The 16,090-nt window shown below is 64.3% G+C and carries 12 protein-coding genes; 9 read left to right on the forward strand and 3 right to left on the reverse strand.

Annotated elements, in window-relative coordinates; genetic code table 11:
- Nucleotides 1–310: 310 nt before the first annotated feature.
- Nucleotides 311–2,233 (forward strand): asparagine synthase (glutamine-hydrolyzing), encoded by a 1,923-nt coding sequence (gene asnB / locus CMASS_RS07230; RefSeq protein ID WP_022862347.1) that lies wholly within the window; start codon nucleotides 311–313, stop codon nucleotides 2,231–2,233.
- A 115-nt stretch (nucleotides 2,234–2,348) separates the two neighbouring features.
- Here the strand turns inward: asnB and CMASS_RS07235 are convergent, their stop codons facing one another.
- On the reverse strand, nucleotides 2,349–2,693 hold the full coding sequence (locus CMASS_RS07235) for a HesB/IscA family protein (protein ID WP_022862348.1): 345 nt from the start codon (nucleotides 2,691–2,693) through the stop codon (nucleotides 2,349–2,351).
- 176 nt (nucleotides 2,694–2,869) lie between these two features.
- Between CMASS_RS07235 and CMASS_RS07240 the strand changes: the two genes are divergently transcribed.
- Nucleotides 2,870–3,631, forward strand: coding sequence for a DUF3043 domain-containing protein (locus tag CMASS_RS07240; RefSeq protein ID WP_022862349.1), 762 nt, complete (start codon nucleotides 2,870–2,872; stop codon nucleotides 3,629–3,631).
- A 45-nt stretch (nucleotides 3,632–3,676) separates the two neighbouring features.
- Nucleotides 3,677–4,753, forward strand: coding sequence for a nicotinate-nucleotide--dimethylbenzimidazole phosphoribosyltransferase (locus CMASS_RS07245; RefSeq protein WP_022862350.1), 1,077 nt, complete (start codon nucleotides 3,677–3,679; stop codon nucleotides 4,751–4,753).
- Here the strand turns inward: CMASS_RS07245 and CMASS_RS07250 are convergent.
- On the reverse strand, nucleotides 4,750–5,853 hold the full coding sequence (locus CMASS_RS07250; protein WP_022862351.1) for a branched-chain amino acid aminotransferase: 1,104 nt from the start codon (nucleotides 5,851–5,853) through the stop codon (nucleotides 4,750–4,752). The two genes, CMASS_RS07245 and CMASS_RS07250, sit on opposite strands and share 4 nt — an antisense overlap.
- A 140-nt stretch (nucleotides 5,854–5,993) precedes the next feature.
- Here CMASS_RS07250 and CMASS_RS07255 point away from each other — a divergent pair, with 140 nt between their 5' ends.
- The gene (locus CMASS_RS07255; RefSeq protein ID WP_022862352.1) at nucleotides 5,994–7,595 is read left to right on the forward strand and encodes a leucyl aminopeptidase; all 1,602 of its coding nucleotides are present in this window, start codon (nucleotides 5,994–5,996) and stop codon (nucleotides 7,593–7,595) included.
- A gap of 4 nt (nucleotides 7,596–7,599) precedes the next feature.
- On the opposite strand, the gene CMASS_RS07260 is transcribed toward CMASS_RS07255, so the two are convergent.
- Entirely contained in the window at nucleotides 7,600–7,998 is a 399-nt protein-coding gene (locus tag CMASS_RS07260) for a hypothetical protein (RefSeq protein WP_022862353.1), read from the reverse strand.
- Nucleotides 7,999–8,130: 132 nt separating this feature from the next.
- On the opposite strand from CMASS_RS07260, the gene sucB reads away from it, so the two are divergent.
- The 5 genes from sucB to lipB all read left to right on the forward strand — a co-directional run bounded on the left by sucB (nucleotide 8,131) and on the right by lipB (nucleotide 16,057).
- Entirely contained in the window at nucleotides 8,131–10,296 is a 2,166-nt protein-coding gene (sucB, locus tag CMASS_RS07265; protein ID WP_022862354.1) for a 2-oxoglutarate dehydrogenase, E2 component, dihydrolipoamide succinyltransferase, read from the forward strand.
- 244 nt (nucleotides 10,297–10,540) lie between these two features.
- Nucleotides 10,541–13,417, forward strand: coding sequence for an aminomethyl-transferring glycine dehydrogenase (gcvP, locus tag CMASS_RS07270; protein ID WP_022862355.1), 2,877 nt, complete (start codon nucleotides 10,541–10,543; stop codon nucleotides 13,415–13,417).
- Between the two features lie 26 nt (nucleotides 13,418–13,443).
- Nucleotides 13,444–14,556, forward strand: a complete 1,113-nt coding sequence (gene gcvT / locus CMASS_RS07275; protein ID WP_022862356.1) for a glycine cleavage system aminomethyltransferase GcvT — start codon at nucleotides 13,444–13,446, stop codon at nucleotides 14,554–14,556.
- Between the two features lie 88 nt (nucleotides 14,557–14,644).
- Nucleotides 14,645–15,037, forward strand: a complete 393-nt coding sequence (gene gcvH, locus CMASS_RS07280) for a glycine cleavage system protein GcvH (protein WP_022862357.1) — start codon at nucleotides 14,645–14,647, stop codon at nucleotides 15,035–15,037.
- A 186-nt stretch (nucleotides 15,038–15,223) separates the two neighbouring features.
- Complete coding sequence (gene lipB, locus CMASS_RS07285; RefSeq protein WP_051126781.1) at nucleotides 15,224–16,057, forward strand: lipoyl(octanoyl) transferase LipB; 834 nt, start codon at nucleotides 15,224–15,226, stop codon at nucleotides 16,055–16,057.
- Nucleotides 16,058–16,090 lie beyond the last annotated feature (33 nt).

Here is a 16,090-nt window from a genome sequence, read left to right on the forward strand (position 1 = left end):
CTCAGCTCAAACTGCCCGCCTACTTTTCACCAACTGTGCCTGCAAGCAGTGCATTTGAGCACGTCAGAGACGCCATCCGCCCCGCTATTCCTGTTGTTTATTTCACAGGTTCACGTCAGAGACGTCCACCGAAAGTTTGCACCCGTCCGCGGGACAACTAATCCCCCACCCCGGTAAACCCACCTGCGCGAGACGCGGCTTCACGATGCCACCCGGCAGTGAAGCCGTGCCGCGCGATGGCTGCGGCGTGCATCGGCCGTAAAGTAGGTGCGGATCATTTTCGTTTTATTTCGCAAGGAGCTGGCACCCAATGTGTGGTTTGTTGAGCTTTCTCGCCGCATCCTCGAACGCGGCTGAGTTTGTGCCGGCCGTGGAAAACGGCCTGACCTGCATGCGACACCGCGGCCCCGATGTCGCCGGAACCTGGCATGACGATGATGCCGTCTTCGGTTTCAATCGCCTCTCAATCATTGACCTCGAACACTCCCACCAGCCGCTGCGCTGGGGCCCCGAGGGCGAACCCGACCGTTACGCCCTGAGTTTCAACGGCGAGATCTACAACTACCTCGAGCTCCGCGAAGAGCTGAAGAAGGCTGGCTACACCTTTAATACTGAAGGCGACGGCGAGCCGATCGTGGTCGGGTACCACCACTGGGGTGACAAGGTTGTTGAGCACCTGCGCGGCATGTTCGGCATCGTCATCTGGGATACCAAGACGAAGACAATGTTCGCCGCCCGCGACCAGTTCGGCATCAAGCCGCTCTACTTCGCCACTACCGACAAGGGCACCGCCTTTGCCTCGGAGATGAAGTCCATTCTCGCCCTGGCGGAGCCAATGGGTCTCGACCTGAGCCTGGACCGCCGCGCAATCGAGCACTACGTGGACCTGCAGTACGTCCCCGAGCCAGAATCGCTCCACGCCGGGATCCGCCGCGTGGAATCCGGCTGCACTGTGACCCTCCGCCCCGGCGAGAAGGTGCAGCAGAACCGCTATTTCCGTCCGGAGTTCAAGACCACGCCGGTCCCGAAGGATAAGGAACAGGACCTTTTCGACCGCATCGCTAAAGCCCTGGAAGATTCGGTGGAAAAGCACATGCGTGCCGATGTCACGGTTGGCTCGTTCCTTTCCGGCGGCATCGACTCGACGGTGATCGCGGCCCTGGCCAAGCGCCACAACCCCGATCTGCTGACCTTCACCACGGGATTTGAGCGGGAAGGCTACTCCGAGGTCGATGTCGCCGCGGAGTCGGCCGCCGCAATTGGCGCCGAACACATTGTGAAGGTGGTCTCCCCGGAGGAGTACGCCGACGCGATCCCGAAGATCATGTGGTACCTGGACAACCCCGTTGCCGATCCGTCTCTCGTGCCGCTGTACTTCGTTGCCGCTGAGGCGCGTAAGCACGTCAAGGTTGTTCTGTCGGGCGAGGGTGCCGACGAGCTCTTCGGTGGCTACACCATTTATAAGGAGCCGCTCTCCTTGGCGCCGTTTGAGAAGGTCCCCTCCCCGCTGCGCCGCGGCCTGGGCAAGCTGTCGCAGGTGCTGCCGGACGGTATGAAGGGCAAGTCGCTGCTAGAGCGCGGGTCCATGACTATGGAGGAGCGCTACTACGGCAACGCACGTTCCTTCAACTACTCTCAGCTCCAGCGCGTGCTCCCTTGGGCCAAGCGCGAATGGGACCACCGCGAGGTCACCGCGCCGATTTATGCGCAGTCGGAGGATATGGATCCGGTGGCCCGCATGCAGCACCTCGACCTGTTCACCTGGATGCGCGGCGACATCTTGGTCAAGGCAGACAAGATGAACATGGCTAACTCGCTGGAGCTGCGCGTGCCGTTCTTGGACAAGGAAGTCTTCCGCGTCGCGGAAACGATTCCGCACGACCTGAAGATCTCCCACGGCACGACCAAGTACGCGCTGCGCAAGGCTCTCGAGCAGATTGTTCCGCCGCACGTCCTGCACCGTAAGAAGCTTGGCTTCCCAGTGCCGATGCGCCACTGGCTGGCCGGCGACGAACTCTACGGCTGGGCTCAAGAGCAGATTCGCGAATCCGAGACGGACGACATCTTCAACAAGAAGGAAGTCCTCGAGATGCTGCGCGAGCACCGCGATGGCGTCTCCGATCACTCCCGTCGCCTGTGGACGGTTCTGTCCTTCATGATCTGGCACGGCATCTTCGTTGAAGACCGCATCGACCCGCAGATCGAAGAGCGCGATTACCCGGTGCGTCTCTAGGACCCACCACCTACGCAGCGTAAGCAAAAAGCCCCTCGGGCCCCGCGAGACGGAAAACTCGCTGGGTGCCGAGGGGCTTTACGCGTGCTACGGCCAAGCTGCGGCCGCAGACTATTTAGTTAAAGGAGTCGCCGCAAGCGCAGGAGCCAGTGGCGTTCGGGTTATCGATGGTGAAACCCTGTGCCTCGATGGTGTCCGCGAAATCGATCTTCGCGCCGCTGAGGTACGGCAGGGACATTTTGTCCACGACCAAGTTGATGCCGCCGACCTCGTCGACCTTGTCGCCGTCTAGGGAGCGATCGTCGAAGTAAAGCTGGTAGCGCAGGCCGGCGCAGCCGCCCGGCTGCACAGCGATGCGCAGGGACAGATCTTCGCGTCCTTCCTGATCGAGCAGCGACTTCGCCTTCGCGGCTGCTGCATCAGTAAGGATGACACCAGTAGCAGAAGCTGGGGCTGTCATAGTTACTCCTTGTAGTCAGTAGGAACGTCCAAAATAGTTTCCAGGCACCACAGTACGCGCGGCCACCCGCTTGAGGGAAGATGACGTCTTCCCCACTACGTTTTCCTCAACCCCATTGTCCCCTGGCCTATTCCCAGTTGGCCATCACCACCCCCTGACCTTGTAATCTAAGCAACGTGAAACTCCCGTGGAAGAACAAGGAATCTCAAGGCGTAGCGCGCCCGCTTTCGCGCGACGAGGATAAGCGCGGCGATGCCGCAGACGCATCGGCACGCGGCGGCGACGCTGGGGCATCGGCAAGCAACAGCTCCGCCTCCAGCGACCGCCCCACCCACCACACCGGTGGCTACACCCCGCCGAAGGGGCGCCCTACCCCAAAGCGAAAGGACCAAGAGCGCGCTAAGGGCGTGCAGCGCGACCCCAACAAGCTCTCGCCTGCGCAGCAACATCAGCACCGCAAGGAGCTGAAGGCTTCCATGTCCAAGGAAGAGTGGAAGGACTACAAGCGCCAGGAGCGCGCGGAGAACCGCGAACGCAGCCGCAACGCGCAGGAAAAGATGGCAGCCGGCGACGAGCGCTACCTCATGGCCCGCGACAAGGGCGAGGTGCGGCGCTACGTCCGCGATTACGTCGACGCGCACCGCTACGTACTGGAGTGGACGATGCCGGCCGCGTTGGTCATGCTGCTCATCCTTTTCTTGGGCAACATCGCGCCTCGCGTTTCCCAGATCGCCACGATCGTGGCGATGGCCTTTATCATCACCGTGACGGTAGAGGGCATCATCCTCGGCCGGCGCGCGAACAAGGCCGTGCGCCAGAAGTTCCCGAAAACGACCGATACCGGTTTCTCGCTGGGGTACTACGCGTTCATGCGCGCTACCCAGCCGCGCCGTTGGCGCACCCCGCGCCCGCAGGTTGAGCGCGGCGCTGACGTCTAATCTCCGCTTACACCACACCCCGCCGAGGCAGAAAAGCAGTAGACGATGGAACAGATGACCGCCGCGGACTTTGACCACCACACCCGCGCAGCTTTCACCGAGCAACTACGCGGCACTGCCCGCGGCCGTTCCTTGGGGCGCCTTGCGGAGGTGGCGTCCTGGATCGCCGGGGCCCAATCCGCGGCCCCGCCGCACGTGCTTGACGATGTCCATGCGATTGCCATCCCCGGAGTGCATGGATGCGCCGACCGCGACGTCGCCGGCGCGCGGGCGACGGAAACCACCGCGACCGACGTGGAGAACTGGACTAATGAGCTGCGCTCGCACTCCGGTCCGATAGCCGGCGCAGTGCGCGCAGCGGGGGCGCACCTGCAGCTCATCGACGAATGGACCACTACCCCGGCGGGCAGCATCGATGCGGCGGACGCGATGGATGAAGCGACTTACGACCGCGCAGTAGAAATCGGGGCGTCCGCCGCCGACACCGCTATTGATTCCGGCGCGCAGGCGCTAATTCCCCTGACCTTCGGATCCGCAAGCGCAGTCACCGCCGCCGCGCTGATGGGCGCGCTCACCCGCACCGAACCGGTCGCGATCGTGGGCACGGGGCCAACCGCCGCGCGTGACGATGCCGCCTGGAAAGCCACGGTTACCATCATCCGCGACGCAATGTTTCGCGCCCGCTTCGCCTCCCCCGCAACCGCGAACTCCCCCGAGGCCGGGAACGCCCCTGGCGCCGGGAACACCCCTGGCGCCGGGCAAACTCCCGGCCCCACGCACTCAACTCCTGCCGACCTTCTCCGTCGCGTCGGTTCCCCCGAAATTGTCGCCCTCATGGCGCTCACGGCGCGGGCTGCCGCTCGCCGGACGCCAGTCATCGTGGACGGCATGGTGACTACCACCGCCGCCGTCTTCGCAGATCGCCTCCACCGCGGCTGCGCCGACTGGGTGTTGGCCACCGGCAGCAGCCACGATCCGGCGCACCGGATAGCCATCCGCGAACTAGGCGTCAGCCCCCTGTTGGAGCTCGATGTGCGCGCGGATTTGGATATCGGTGCGCTGCTCGCCCTCCCGATGATCAATACGGCCATCGAGACGGCGAGCGCTCTCAGTAGTGACTAGCTCACCAGGGTGTGCAGCCAGTCGTGGTTGTCTGCGGCTTCACCGCGCTGGATGTCGGTGAGCTTTTCCCGCAGCCCCATCGTGATGTCGCCGGCTTCGTTGTCGTTGATGGTGAACTCGCCGTCCTTGCTGCGGACGACACCTACCGGGGTAATCACGGCCGCAGTGCCACAAGCGAAAGTCTCGGACATCTCACCGGACTCGGCAGCTTCCTTCCACTCTTCCTTGGTGATGCGCCGCTCCTCGACTTCGTAGCCGGAGTCCTTGGCCACCTGCAGAAGGGAATCACGGGTGATGCCCGCGAGGAGGGAACCAGACAGCTCCGGGGTGACAATCTTGGCGTCGTTGCCCGTGCCGTAGACGAAGAACAGGTTCATGCCGCCGAGCTCCTCGATGTAGTCGCGCTCGATGGCGTCGAGCCAGACCACCTGGTCGCAGTCCTTTTCGGAAGCCTGCTGCTGCGCCAAGAGCGAGCCGGCGTAATTGCCGGCAAACTTGGCATCGCCAGTCCCGCCCGGCGCGGCACGGACATAGTCTTCGCAGATCCACACCGACACCGGCTTCACTCCACCCTCGAAGTATGCGCCCGCCGGGGAGGCCATGACCACGTAGCGGTAGGTGCTAGACGGCTTTACGCCCAGGGAAGACTCGGTGGAGATCATGAACGGGCGCAGGTAGAGGGAATCCTCGCCACCGGCTTCCGGAACCCATGCCTGGTCCACGTCCACCAGCTGTGCCAGGGAGTTGATGAACTCGTCTTCCGGCAACTGCGGCATAGCCAAGCGCTCAGCGGAGTGCTGGAAACGCCGGGCGTTCTGCTCCGGGCGGAACGTCTTGATGGTCCCATCCGGCTGGCGGTACGCCTTGATGCCTTCGAAGATCGCCTGACCGTAGTGGAAGACCGAGGTGTTCGGCTCGAGCTCCAGCGGCGCGTAGGCGGTCACCTGCGCATTGTGCCAGCCGTCGTCCTCGTTCCAGTCGATCGTGACCATGTGGTCGGTGTGGTACACGCCGAAGCCGGGATCGGAGAGGATCTCCTTCCGGCGCTCGTCGCTTACGGGATTGTCAGTGCGGTTAATCGTGTAATCAAGCTGTGCCATGGATGCCAATGTACGCGGATTTCGGTCACACGTGTCCGGCTAATCAGTACAGTAATGACCTAACCGGGGAGGCACCGGGCCTTGCCCCGGAACCGTCACCGCCCGCCTCACCGGCGCGGGCTTAGCACAAGGAGGTTTTCATGACTACGGACCAGAACCCAGCTGCAGCCACGGGCGAACTCCCTGCTCGGGGCTACCTACCCGCAGTCGATGTGGCTTCCGCGCTGCCCACCGCTGCGTCCGAACCTGCCGCTGACGCAACTGATGCTCTGTTGATTCCGGTCTTCACCGGCGACGGGGAACTCGAAGTTCCGGCTAGCGATGCACTGCCGGGGGCGCTGACTGAATCTATTTACCGCTCGTTGCGCGCCGTTGGTGCCTCTGGAGCCGCGGAAAAGGTGTCCGTCGTGCCGGCGCCTGCCGATGCCCCGGTGGCCACCCTCATCGCCGTCGGTCTCGGGGATGCCGCTCAGGTCGATTCGGAAACCGTGCGCCGCGCCGCCGGCGCTGCCTCCCGCGCCGCCCACGACGTGGCTAAGGCGCAGGGTGCGCCTCTGACCGTGACGACTACCCTGCCTGAATTCGGGCTGGCCCCGGCTGTCGAAGGCGTCCTGCTGGGTGGTTACCGCTACGCGGGCATCCACACCCCCGCAAATACGGGGGAAGATAAGGAAGAGTCCGCCGCGAAGGCACGCTTTGTCTTCATTACCGAAGACACTGAGGACTCCCGCGCCGAATTCGAAGCCGCTCGTATTGCCGCGGAAGCCACCGCCATGGCTCGCGACTTGGTGAATACTCCCTCCAACGAGCTGTACCCGGAGACCTACGCGGCGTTTCTGAAGAAGGAGGCCGAGGCCGTCGGCATCGAGGTGGAGCTCCTCGACGAGGTAGAGCTGTCCCGCCAGGGCTACGGCGGCATCCTCGCGGTCGGCCGTGGCTCCACCCGCCCGCCGCGGTTGGTGCGCCTGAAGTGGGCGCCGGACGCTCCCGCTAACTCGGACACCGTCGCGCTTGTGGGCAAGGGAATCACGTTCGACACCGGCGGCATTTCCCTCAAGCCTGGCTCCGGCATGTGGGACATGGTGATGGACATGGGCGGCTCCGCGGCCGTGGCCGCGGCAATCATCGCCGCCGCGCGCCTGCAGCTGCCGGTTCCCATCACCGCTACCCTGCCGTTGGCGGAAAACATGCCGTCCGGTAGCGCTACCCGCCCGGGCGACGTCATTACCCACTACGGCGGGATCACCTCCGAGATCCTCAACACCGATGCGGAGGGCCGCGTCGTCTTGGCCGACGCCATTGCGCGTGCCTGTGAAGACGATCCGACTTTCCTCATCGACACCGCCACGCTCACCGGTGCGCAGATGGTGGCTTTGGGCGATCGCACCGCCGGTGTCATGGGCACCGACGAGTTCCGCGATCAGGTTGCTGCCACGGGGCGCTCCGTGGGAGAGAGCGCCTGGGCGATGCCGCTGTTGGAAGAGCACGAGGAGGACGTGAAGTCCGCCGTGGCGGACATCCGCAACATCAACGCCAAGCGGGAAGGCGGAATGGAATACGCCGCCACTTACCTGAGCCGGTTTGTGGGCGACGAAGTCGATTGGGCTCACATCGACGTCGCCGGACCGGCGTGGAACGGCGGCGGCCCCCGTGGCTACCACCCGAAGCGCGCCACGGGCGTTCCTACCCGCACCATCCTCGCTACCCTGCGCAAGATCGCGGACCGCGACGCCGCAGAATAAGTAGTTAAAACGCCGGACCGGGGTTTTCGCCGCGCTCGAAACGGGCGCGGCGTTCGCGTTGTTCGCGCCGTTTGCGCAGGATGCGGTCGCGTTCCATCTTTTCCCGCATGCGTTGGGGATAACCGGTTTCTTCGACGTCGTAGACCGGGCATCCGAGTAACCGGGCAAGCGCGTCGATTCCCCGCGGCCCGCCAATGGGCCGGCGGATGAAATCGCCTTCTTCGTCAATAAGCACGACCGACATCTCGTTGATCACGGTCTCCGGCTCGACGAATGCTTCCACGAATGCGCGCCCCGCCGCCCATCGACGAAGAGCGTGCGCATCGGCTTCGCGGATGGTGTCACCGGGAGCCCGCGGCGGGCGCAGTGGGGACTTTGCGGAGCGACGGAAGAAGTTGAACACGGGGTATCAGTCTATAGCCGTGACCTCGCGGGGAAGCGCCTACACCATTGCGGCGCGGAGTAAGTTGGTGACCTGTAAGATAGTCTTGAACCTTCCGTATTATTTTCCGACGTTAGAGGAGTCTTAACACTCATGGCGCACTCCGTTGAAATGCCCGAGCTGGGCGAATCCGTTACCGAAGGCACCATTACCCAGTGGCTGAAGGAAGGCGGCGACACCGTTGAAGCCGACGAGCCGTTGCTCGAGGTCTCCACCGACAAGGTCGATACCGAGGTTCCCTCCCCTGTTTCCGGCACCCTCCTGGAGCTGAAGGCCGACGAGGATGACACCGTCGACGTCGGCTCCGTTATCGCCGTGATCGGCGACGCTGACGAAAAGGACGAGAACTCCGACAGCGACGACGCCGAAGACGACTCCGCTGCCGAGGAGAAGGACGCAGACTCGTCCGACAAGGATTCTGCGGACGAAGACAAGCCTGCAAAGAAGAAGTCTTCCGGTTCCGCCTCCGGCACCAACGTCGAGATGCCGGAGCTCGGTGAGTCCGTCACCGAGGGCACCATTACCCAGTGGCTGAAGGAAGTCGGCGACACCATCGAGGTCGACGAGCCGCTGCTCGAGGTCTCCACCGACAAGGTCGACACCGAGGTTCCGTCCCCGGTCGCAGGTACCTTGCTCGAGATTAAGGCTGAAGAAGACGACACCGTCGACGTCGGCGCGGTCATCGCTGTGGTTGGCGACGGCGACGCTGCTGCAGACGAATCCGACGACTCCTCCGCTGATGAGTCTGACGAGGCTGACGAGGCAGATGAGGACTCCAAGGCGTCCGAGTCCAAGGACACTGAGTCGAAGGATTCCGAAAAGGAAGAGTCCAGCTCCGCATCCGAGTCTGGCTCCGATAAGGGCTCCAGCGAAGGTTCTTCCGACGTGACCATGCCGGAGCTCGGCGAGTCCGTCACCGAGGGCACCATTACCCAGTGGCTGAAGGAAGTCGGCGACGAGGTCTCCGTCGACGAGCCGCTGCTCGAGGTCTCCACCGACAAGGTCGACACCGAGGTCCCGTCCCCGGTCGCCGGCGTTCTGCAGGAAATCCTGGCCGAGGAAGACGACACCGTCGACGTCGGCGATGTCATCGCCCGCATTGGCGATGGCGCGGCGCCGTCCAAGGACGAGAAGAAGTCCGACGACGACGACGCTGAGTCCAAGGACGCTGACAAGAAGGACGACTCCGAAGAGAAGGTCGAAAAGACCGAAGAGTCCAGCGACCAGGAAAAGGCCAAGGACGTCGACGCCGAGGACGAAAAGTCTGCGGAAAAGGCGGACGATAAGAAGGCATCTGCCAAGGTGAACAACGGCGATAACGTCCCGTACGTCACCCCGCTGGTGCGCAAGCTGGCGGAAAAGCACAGCGTCGACCTCTCCTCCGTTGAGGGCACCGGCGTGGGCGGACGCATCCGCAAGCAGGACGTGCTCGTCGCCGCTGGTGAGGGCGAGGCCCCGCAGGGCTCCGGCAAGTCCGAGAAGGACGCCGGCCCGCGCGCCAACTGGTCCACCAAGTCGGTCGACCCGGCCAAGCAGGAGCTCATCGGCACCACCCAGAAGGTCAACCGCATTCGCGAGATCACCGCGAAGAAGATGGTCGAGTCCCTGCAGGTGTCCGCGCAGCTGACCCACACCCAGGAAGTCGACATGACCGCCATCGCGGCGCTGCGTAAGGAAGCGAAGCAGGCGTTCATCGACAAGCACGGCGCCAACCTCTCCTACCTGCCGTTCATCGTGAAGGCCACCGTCGAGGCGCTGGTCTCCCACCCGAACGTCAACGCGTCCTACAACCCGGACACCAAGGAGATGACCTACCACGAGGACGTCAACGTCGCTATCGCCGTTGACACCGAGCGTGGCCTGCTCACCCCGGTCATCCACAAGGCGCAGGACATGTCCCTGCCGGAGATTGCCAAGGCGATTGTTGAGCTGGCCGATAAGGCCCGCAACAACAAGCTGAAGCCGAACGATCTCACCGGTGCTACCTTCACCGTGACCAACATCGGCTCCGAGGGCGCGCTGCTGGACACCCCGATCATGGTGCCGCCGCAGGCCGGCATCCTGGGCACCGGCGTCATCACCAAGCGCCCGGTGGTTGTCACCGAGGACGGCCAGGACGCCATCGCCATCCGCCAGATGTGCTACCTGCCGTTCACCTACGACCACCAGGTCGTGGACGGTGCGGACGCCGGTCGCTTCGTGACCACCATTAAGGACCGCCTGGAGACCGCAAACTTCGAGTCTGACCTCGAGCTCTAACCGTTCCTGACGGCCCTGCCCCAGGGCCCGGCATCGATTGCGTGCAGTACGCGCTCGGTGCCGGGCCCCTTTTTGTGTTTGCAGCGCCACCCGCGCCCTCCTCGCCACTCCCCCCTCACGCCTCTCGGTGCCCGTTGGGGCGGGAGCACCGAGCGTGTGAACAAAACGGCTTCGAGCGGCAACTGTGAGCCATATACTTGATTAGGTATGGCTTAATCCGCCGCAATGCAAGGAGTTCAGACACATGGAATTTATCTCCCGCCACCTCGGACCGGATGCAGCTGAGCGCGAGGAAATGCTCGCTGAAGTCGGCTACGACTCCGTCGAGGACCTAGTGAAGACCGCCATCCCCGACTCCATCCAGGCAGAGAATCTGCCTGACTTGCCGGAAGCGCTGACGGAAACTGCCGCGCAGGAACGCCTGCGCGAGTTGGCCAGCCGCAACACGGTGCTGAAGTCCTTTTACGGCCAGGGCTACTCCGACACCATCACCCCAGCGGTCATCCGCCGCGGCCTGCTGGAGGATCCAGGCTGGTACACCGCCTACACGCCGTACCAGCCGGAGATTTCCCAGGGGCGTTTGGAAGCGCTGTTGAACTTCCAGACCATGATCCAGGATCTCACCGGGCTGCCGGTGGCTAACGCCTCGCTTCTCGATGAAGCCAGTGCCGTCGCCGAGGCGGTCGGGCTCATGTCGCGCGCGGTGAAGAAGGGACGCCGCGTCGTGCTGGACTCCCGCCTCCACCCGCAGGTTCTTGCCGTCGCCGCCGAACGCGCCCGGGCGATCGAGCTCGAGGTGGAAATTACCGACGCCTCGCAGGGCATCGTCGGCGAAGACATCGTAGGCGTCGTCGTCGCCTACACGGGTACTAAGGGCGACATCGCCGACCCGACGAAGGCGATCAAAGAGGCCCACGAGCGCGGGGCGCTGGCCGCAGTCGTGGCCGACCCGCTGTCCCTGGTGCACCTGAAGTCCCCGGGCGATCTCGGCGCCGACATCGCGGTCGGCTCCACCCAGCGTTTCGGTGTGCCGCTCTTCTTCGGCGGCCCCCACGCCGCCTACATCGCGGTGGCCGAGAAGCGCAAGCGACAGATCCCCGGCCGTATCGTGGGCGTATCCGTTGATGCACAGGGCCGGCCCGCGTACCGCTTGGCACTGCAGACCCGTGAACAGCACATCCGCCGCGAGCGCGCCACCTCCAACATCTGCACCGCGCAGGCGCTTCTGGCCAACGTCGCGTCCATGTACGCCGTCTACCACGGGCCGCGGGGACTTCGGGACATCGCCAAGCGCGTGCACTCCCTCGCCGCTTCCTTCCACGCCGCCGTCAAGGCAGCGGGCAATGACACCGTGGCAGACGCATTCTTCGACACGGTGACCGTCACCGGAGTGAACGCGGCGCAGATCGCGCAGGAGCTACAGGGCAAGGGCTACCTCGTGCGCACCATCGGGGACGACGAGGTCTCGGTGTCCTTCGGCGAGTCCGCCACCGCCGCCGACGTGGAAGTACTGGCAGCGGCGTTCGGCGCCACGAACGTTGACGCAACGGGGGCGAACACTGGCGATGTCGTTCCGGCGGAGCTCACCCGCGACGACGACATCCTGACCCACGACATCTTCAATTCCATCCATTCCGAGACGCAGATGATGCGCTACCTGCGCAAGCTCTCGGACAAGGACCTTGCGCTGGATCGCTCGATGATCCCGCTGGGTTCGTGCACCATGAAGCTCAACCCGGTGGCGGCCATGGAACCGATTTCTTGGCCGGAATTCGCCAACATCCACCCCTTTGCCCCGGAAGAGACCACTGCGGGCTGGAGCGAGCTCATCGCCGAAATCGAGGGTTGGCTCGCCGAACTGACCGGCTACGCCAAGGTGTCCATCCAGCCGAACGCGGGCTCCCAGGGCGAGTTGTCGGGTCTTCTGGCCATCCGCCGCTACCACGTGGCCAACGGCGATAACGAGCGTGACATCATCCTGATTCCGGCATCGGCGCACGGTACGAACGCGGCTTCGGCGACGCTGGCAAACCTGCGCGTCGCCGTGGTCAAGACGGCAGATGACGGTTCCATTGATACCGCTGACCTGGACGAGAAGATCGCGCAGCACGGCGAGCACATCGCCGGCATCATGATCACCTACCCGTCCACCCACGGCGTGTTCGACCCGGAGGTCCGCGAGGTGTGCGAGAAGGTCCACGCCACCGGCGGTCAGGTCTACATCGACGGAGCGAACATGAACGCGCTGTCGAGCTGGACGCAGCTGGGCAAGATCGGCGGCGACGTCTCCCACCTCAACCTACACAAGACGTTCACCATCCCGCACGGTGGCGGCGGCCCGGGTATCGGCCCGGTGGCGGTTGCTCAGCACCTCGTGCCGTTCCTGCCGAGCGACGCTGCGGACCCGTCGGTAAACCCGGCCGAGCCCGCCCCGGTGGGAACGGGTGTGCCCATTACTGCTGCGCGCTACGGTTCCGCCGGCGTCTTGCCGATCTCGTGGGCGTATTTGGCCATGGCCGGAGCCGAGGGCCTCAAGCAGGCCACCGCGCACGCCATTCTCGGCGCCAACTACGTCGCTCACCGACTCAACGACTCCTTCCCCGTGCTCTACACGGGCAACAAGGGGCTCGTGGCCCACGAGTGCATCCTTGACCTGCGCGAGCTCACAGATGCTTCGGGTGTGACGGCCGCCGACGTGGCCAAGCGCCTCATCGACTTCGGTTTCCACGCCCCCACCCTGGCCTTCCCGGTCGCGGGCACGCTGATGTTCGAGCCGACCGAATCGGAAGACCTCGGGGAGCTGAAGCGCTTCATCGAGGCGATGGAGACCATCCGCGCGGAGATTCAGGAAATTATCGACGGCAAGGTTGCCTACGAAGACTCGGTCATCCACCACGCCCCGTTCACGGCCGAGTCCGTCTCCAGCGACTCCTGGGACTATGCCTTCGGCCGCGAGAAGGCCTCCTGGGCCGTGGACTCCCTGCGCAACTACAAGTACTTCCCGCCGGTGCGCCGCATCGACGAGGCCTACGGCGACCGCAACCTCGTGTGCGCCTGCCCGCCGCCGGAGGCTTTCGAGTTCTCCTCGCCGGCAACGGACGACTCCCCTGCCGATAACTAACCGAAACGGAAGGATCTACTTTCACCATGTCTGACCTACTGCACTCGCCGCTGCATGCAGAGCACGAGAAGCTGGGCGCTAGTTTCACCGCCTTCGGCCCCTGGAATATGCCGCTGAAGTACGACAACGAGCTCGAAGAGCACCGCGCCGTTCGCACCTCCGTCGGCCTGTTCGACCTTTCCCACATGGGCGAAATCTGGGTCAACGGCGCCGACGCCGCGAAGTTTTTGTCTTACGCGTTCATCTCCAACTTCGAGCCGCTCAAGGTGGGTAAGGCGAAGTACTCGATGATCGCCGCAGAAGACGGCGGGATCATCGATGACCTCATCACCTATCGCATCGAGGACGAGAAATTCCTCGTGGTCCCCAACGCCTCCAACGCCGAGACCGTGTTTGCGGCGCTGGAGGAGCGCGCCGCCGACTTCGATGTGGATCTGAAGGACGAGTCACGCGACGTCGCGCTCATCGCCGTGCAGGGCCCGAAGGCTGTGGAGGTCCTCGTGCCGCTGGTCGAAGACAACAAGCAGGATGCGGTGGCTGAGCTGCCTTACTACGCCGCGACGCTGGGCAAGGTAGCCGGCAAGTTCGCCGTCATCGCGCGCACCGGTTACACCGGCGAGGACGGCTTCGAGCTCATCGTCTACAACTCCGACGCCGCAGACCTGTGGGACGAACTGCTCAAGGCGGGCGCGGAGTATGACATCAAGCCGTGTGGGCTCGCCGCCCGCGACTCGCTGCGCCTCGAGGCCGGCATGCCGCTCTACGGCAACGAGCTCTCCCGCGACATCACCCCGGTGGAAGCCGGGATGTCCCGCGCATTTGCAAAGAAGGAGGCCGACTTCGTCGGCGCGGATGTCATCCGTCAGCGCGCAGCGGAGGGCCCGGCGGTTGCCATCACGGGCTTGGAGTCCGACCAGCGCCGCGCCGCCCGCGGGGACGCGGAGGTGTACGTCGGCGACAAGAAGGTCGGCACCGTCACCTCTGGGCAGCCGTCGCCCTCGCTGGGCCACCCCGTGGCCTTGGCTCTCATCGATACCGCGGCAGACCTAAAGCCCGGCGATGAGGTCGAGGCGGACATCCGCGGCAAGCGCTACCCCTTCACGGTGACGGAAACGCCGTTTTACAAACGCGAAAAGTAAAACTAGCTAAGATTATGCGCGGATAAGCCTCCTATCTACCGCCCCACTGGCCGGTGGCCCGCGCATGACGTTTGGAAAGGATAAGACGATGTCGAATCTTCCCGAGAACTACGCCTACTCCGAGGATCACGAGTGGATCAACGCCGCCGCCGATGAGGATCTCGCCGGCAAGACCGTGCGCGTCGGTATCACTTCTGTGGCCACCGACCGCCTCGGTGAGGTCGTCTTTGCCGAGCTGCCGGAGGTCGGCGACACCATCACCGCTGGCGAACAGGCCGGCGAGGTGGAGTCCACCAAGTCCGTTTCCGACCTCTACGCCCCGGTGTCCGGCACGGTGACCGCGGTCAACGAGGACGTCCACGATGACTACGCCGTCATCAACAACGACCCGTTCGGCGAAGGCTGGCTCTACGAGGTCGAGGTCTCTGAGGCCGGCGAGCTGTCCAACGCCGCCGACTACGCCGCCGCCAACGGCCTGTAAAACGCGCGCTCTGCCTGCGCGCAGGCGCACCCACCTCTTCGCGGGCGGGCGGGAACTCCCACACCAGGGAATTTTCCCGCCCGCCCGTTGCGTTGCACTCGGTAGCGCCGAGTCGTAACCGCGCGTTGGAAATCCGAGTGGGGAACGCGCGTTCCGCACCGCACAACAGCAAACCCCTGGAGTTTCATGAGTGACCACACCCGCCCACGAGTGGAAAAACCCACCACTGCCCCGCGCGATCCGTTCTTTCCGGCAGAAAAATCAATCCGCGCGGATGCGGAACCGTTAGAGATCCGCCGCTTGGGCCGGATGGACTACCGCGAGGCGTGGGATCTCCAGGCAGACCTCGCCGCCCAGCGCGCCCGCGGGGACATTCCAGACACGCTCTTGGTGGTCGAGCACCCCAACATCTACACCGCAGGTAAGCGCACCCAGCCCAGCGATATGCCTACCAACGATCTGCCGGTTATCACCGTGGATCGCGGCGGGCGCATCACCTGGCACGGCGAGGGGCAGCTGGTGGTCTACCCCATCGTCAAGCTGGCGCAGCCCATCGACGTGGTGGACTACGTCCGCCGGCTCGAGGAGGCCACCATCCATACGGTGCGGCAGCTGGGGGTCACGACCGCCGGGCGTATCGATGGCCGCTCGGGCGTGTGGGTGCCTTCCACGACCCCGGCCGCCGACCCGCAGGCCCCAACGCGCGACCGGAAGATCGCGGCGCTGGGGATCCGTATTACGCGCGGGGTGACCATGCACGGGCTTGCGCTCAACTGCGATAACACCCTCGAGTACTACGACTACATCGTCGCCTGCGGGATTGACGATGCCGACGTGACCACCCTGTCGCTCGAAACCGGCCGACACATCGACATGGCGGAGGCGGAGCCGTTGCTTCTCGATGCATTGGCTGACGCCCTGGAGGGCCGCATGATTGTCGCGGACCACACGTTCGCCTCAGCCCCCGATCCGACGAAGGTGGATAACGCGCGCCGGCGCGAGCGTGACCAGCAGAATTGATTACCCTGTCCAGCATTTAGACCCAGTGATGAG

The sequence above is a fragment of the Corynebacterium massiliense DSM 45435 genome (assembly GCF_028609805.1).
Lineage (GTDB): Bacteria > Actinomycetota > Actinomycetes > Mycobacteriales > Mycobacteriaceae > Corynebacterium > Corynebacterium massiliense.

What these genes read in the sequence shown, in the direction of transcription:
- asnB (WP_022862347.1), top strand. Translation starts at nt 311, where the DNA reads ATGTGTGGTTTGTTGAGCTTTCTCGCCGCATCCTCGAACGCGGCTGAG.
- CMASS_RS07235 (WP_022862348.1), bottom strand. Translation starts at nt 2,693, where the DNA reads ATGACAGCCCCAGCTTCTGCTACTGGTGTCATCCTTACTGATGCAGCA.
- CMASS_RS07245 (WP_022862350.1), top strand. Translation starts at nt 3,677, where the DNA reads ATGGAACAGATGACCGCCGCGGACTTTGACCACCACACCCGCGCAGCT.
- CMASS_RS07250 (WP_022862351.1), bottom strand. Translation starts at nt 5,853, where the DNA reads ATGGCACAGCTTGATTACACGATTAACCGCACTGACAATCCCGTAAGC.
- CMASS_RS07255 (WP_022862352.1), top strand. Translation starts at nt 5,994, where the DNA reads ATGACTACGGACCAGAACCCAGCTGCAGCCACGGGCGAACTCCCTGCT.
- sucB (WP_022862354.1), top strand. Translation starts at nt 8,131, where the DNA reads ATGGCGCACTCCGTTGAAATGCCCGAGCTGGGCGAATCCGTTACCGAA.
- gcvP (WP_022862355.1), top strand. Translation starts at nt 10,541, where the DNA reads ATGGAATTTATCTCCCGCCACCTCGGACCGGATGCAGCTGAGCGCGAG.
- gcvT (WP_022862356.1), top strand. Translation starts at nt 13,444, where the DNA reads ATGTCTGACCTACTGCACTCGCCGCTGCATGCAGAGCACGAGAAGCTG.
- gcvH (WP_022862357.1), top strand. Translation starts at nt 14,645, where the DNA reads ATGTCGAATCTTCCCGAGAACTACGCCTACTCCGAGGATCACGAGTGG.
- lipB (WP_051126781.1), top strand. Translation starts at nt 15,224, where the DNA reads ATGAGTGACCACACCCGCCCACGAGTGGAAAAACCCACCACTGCCCCG.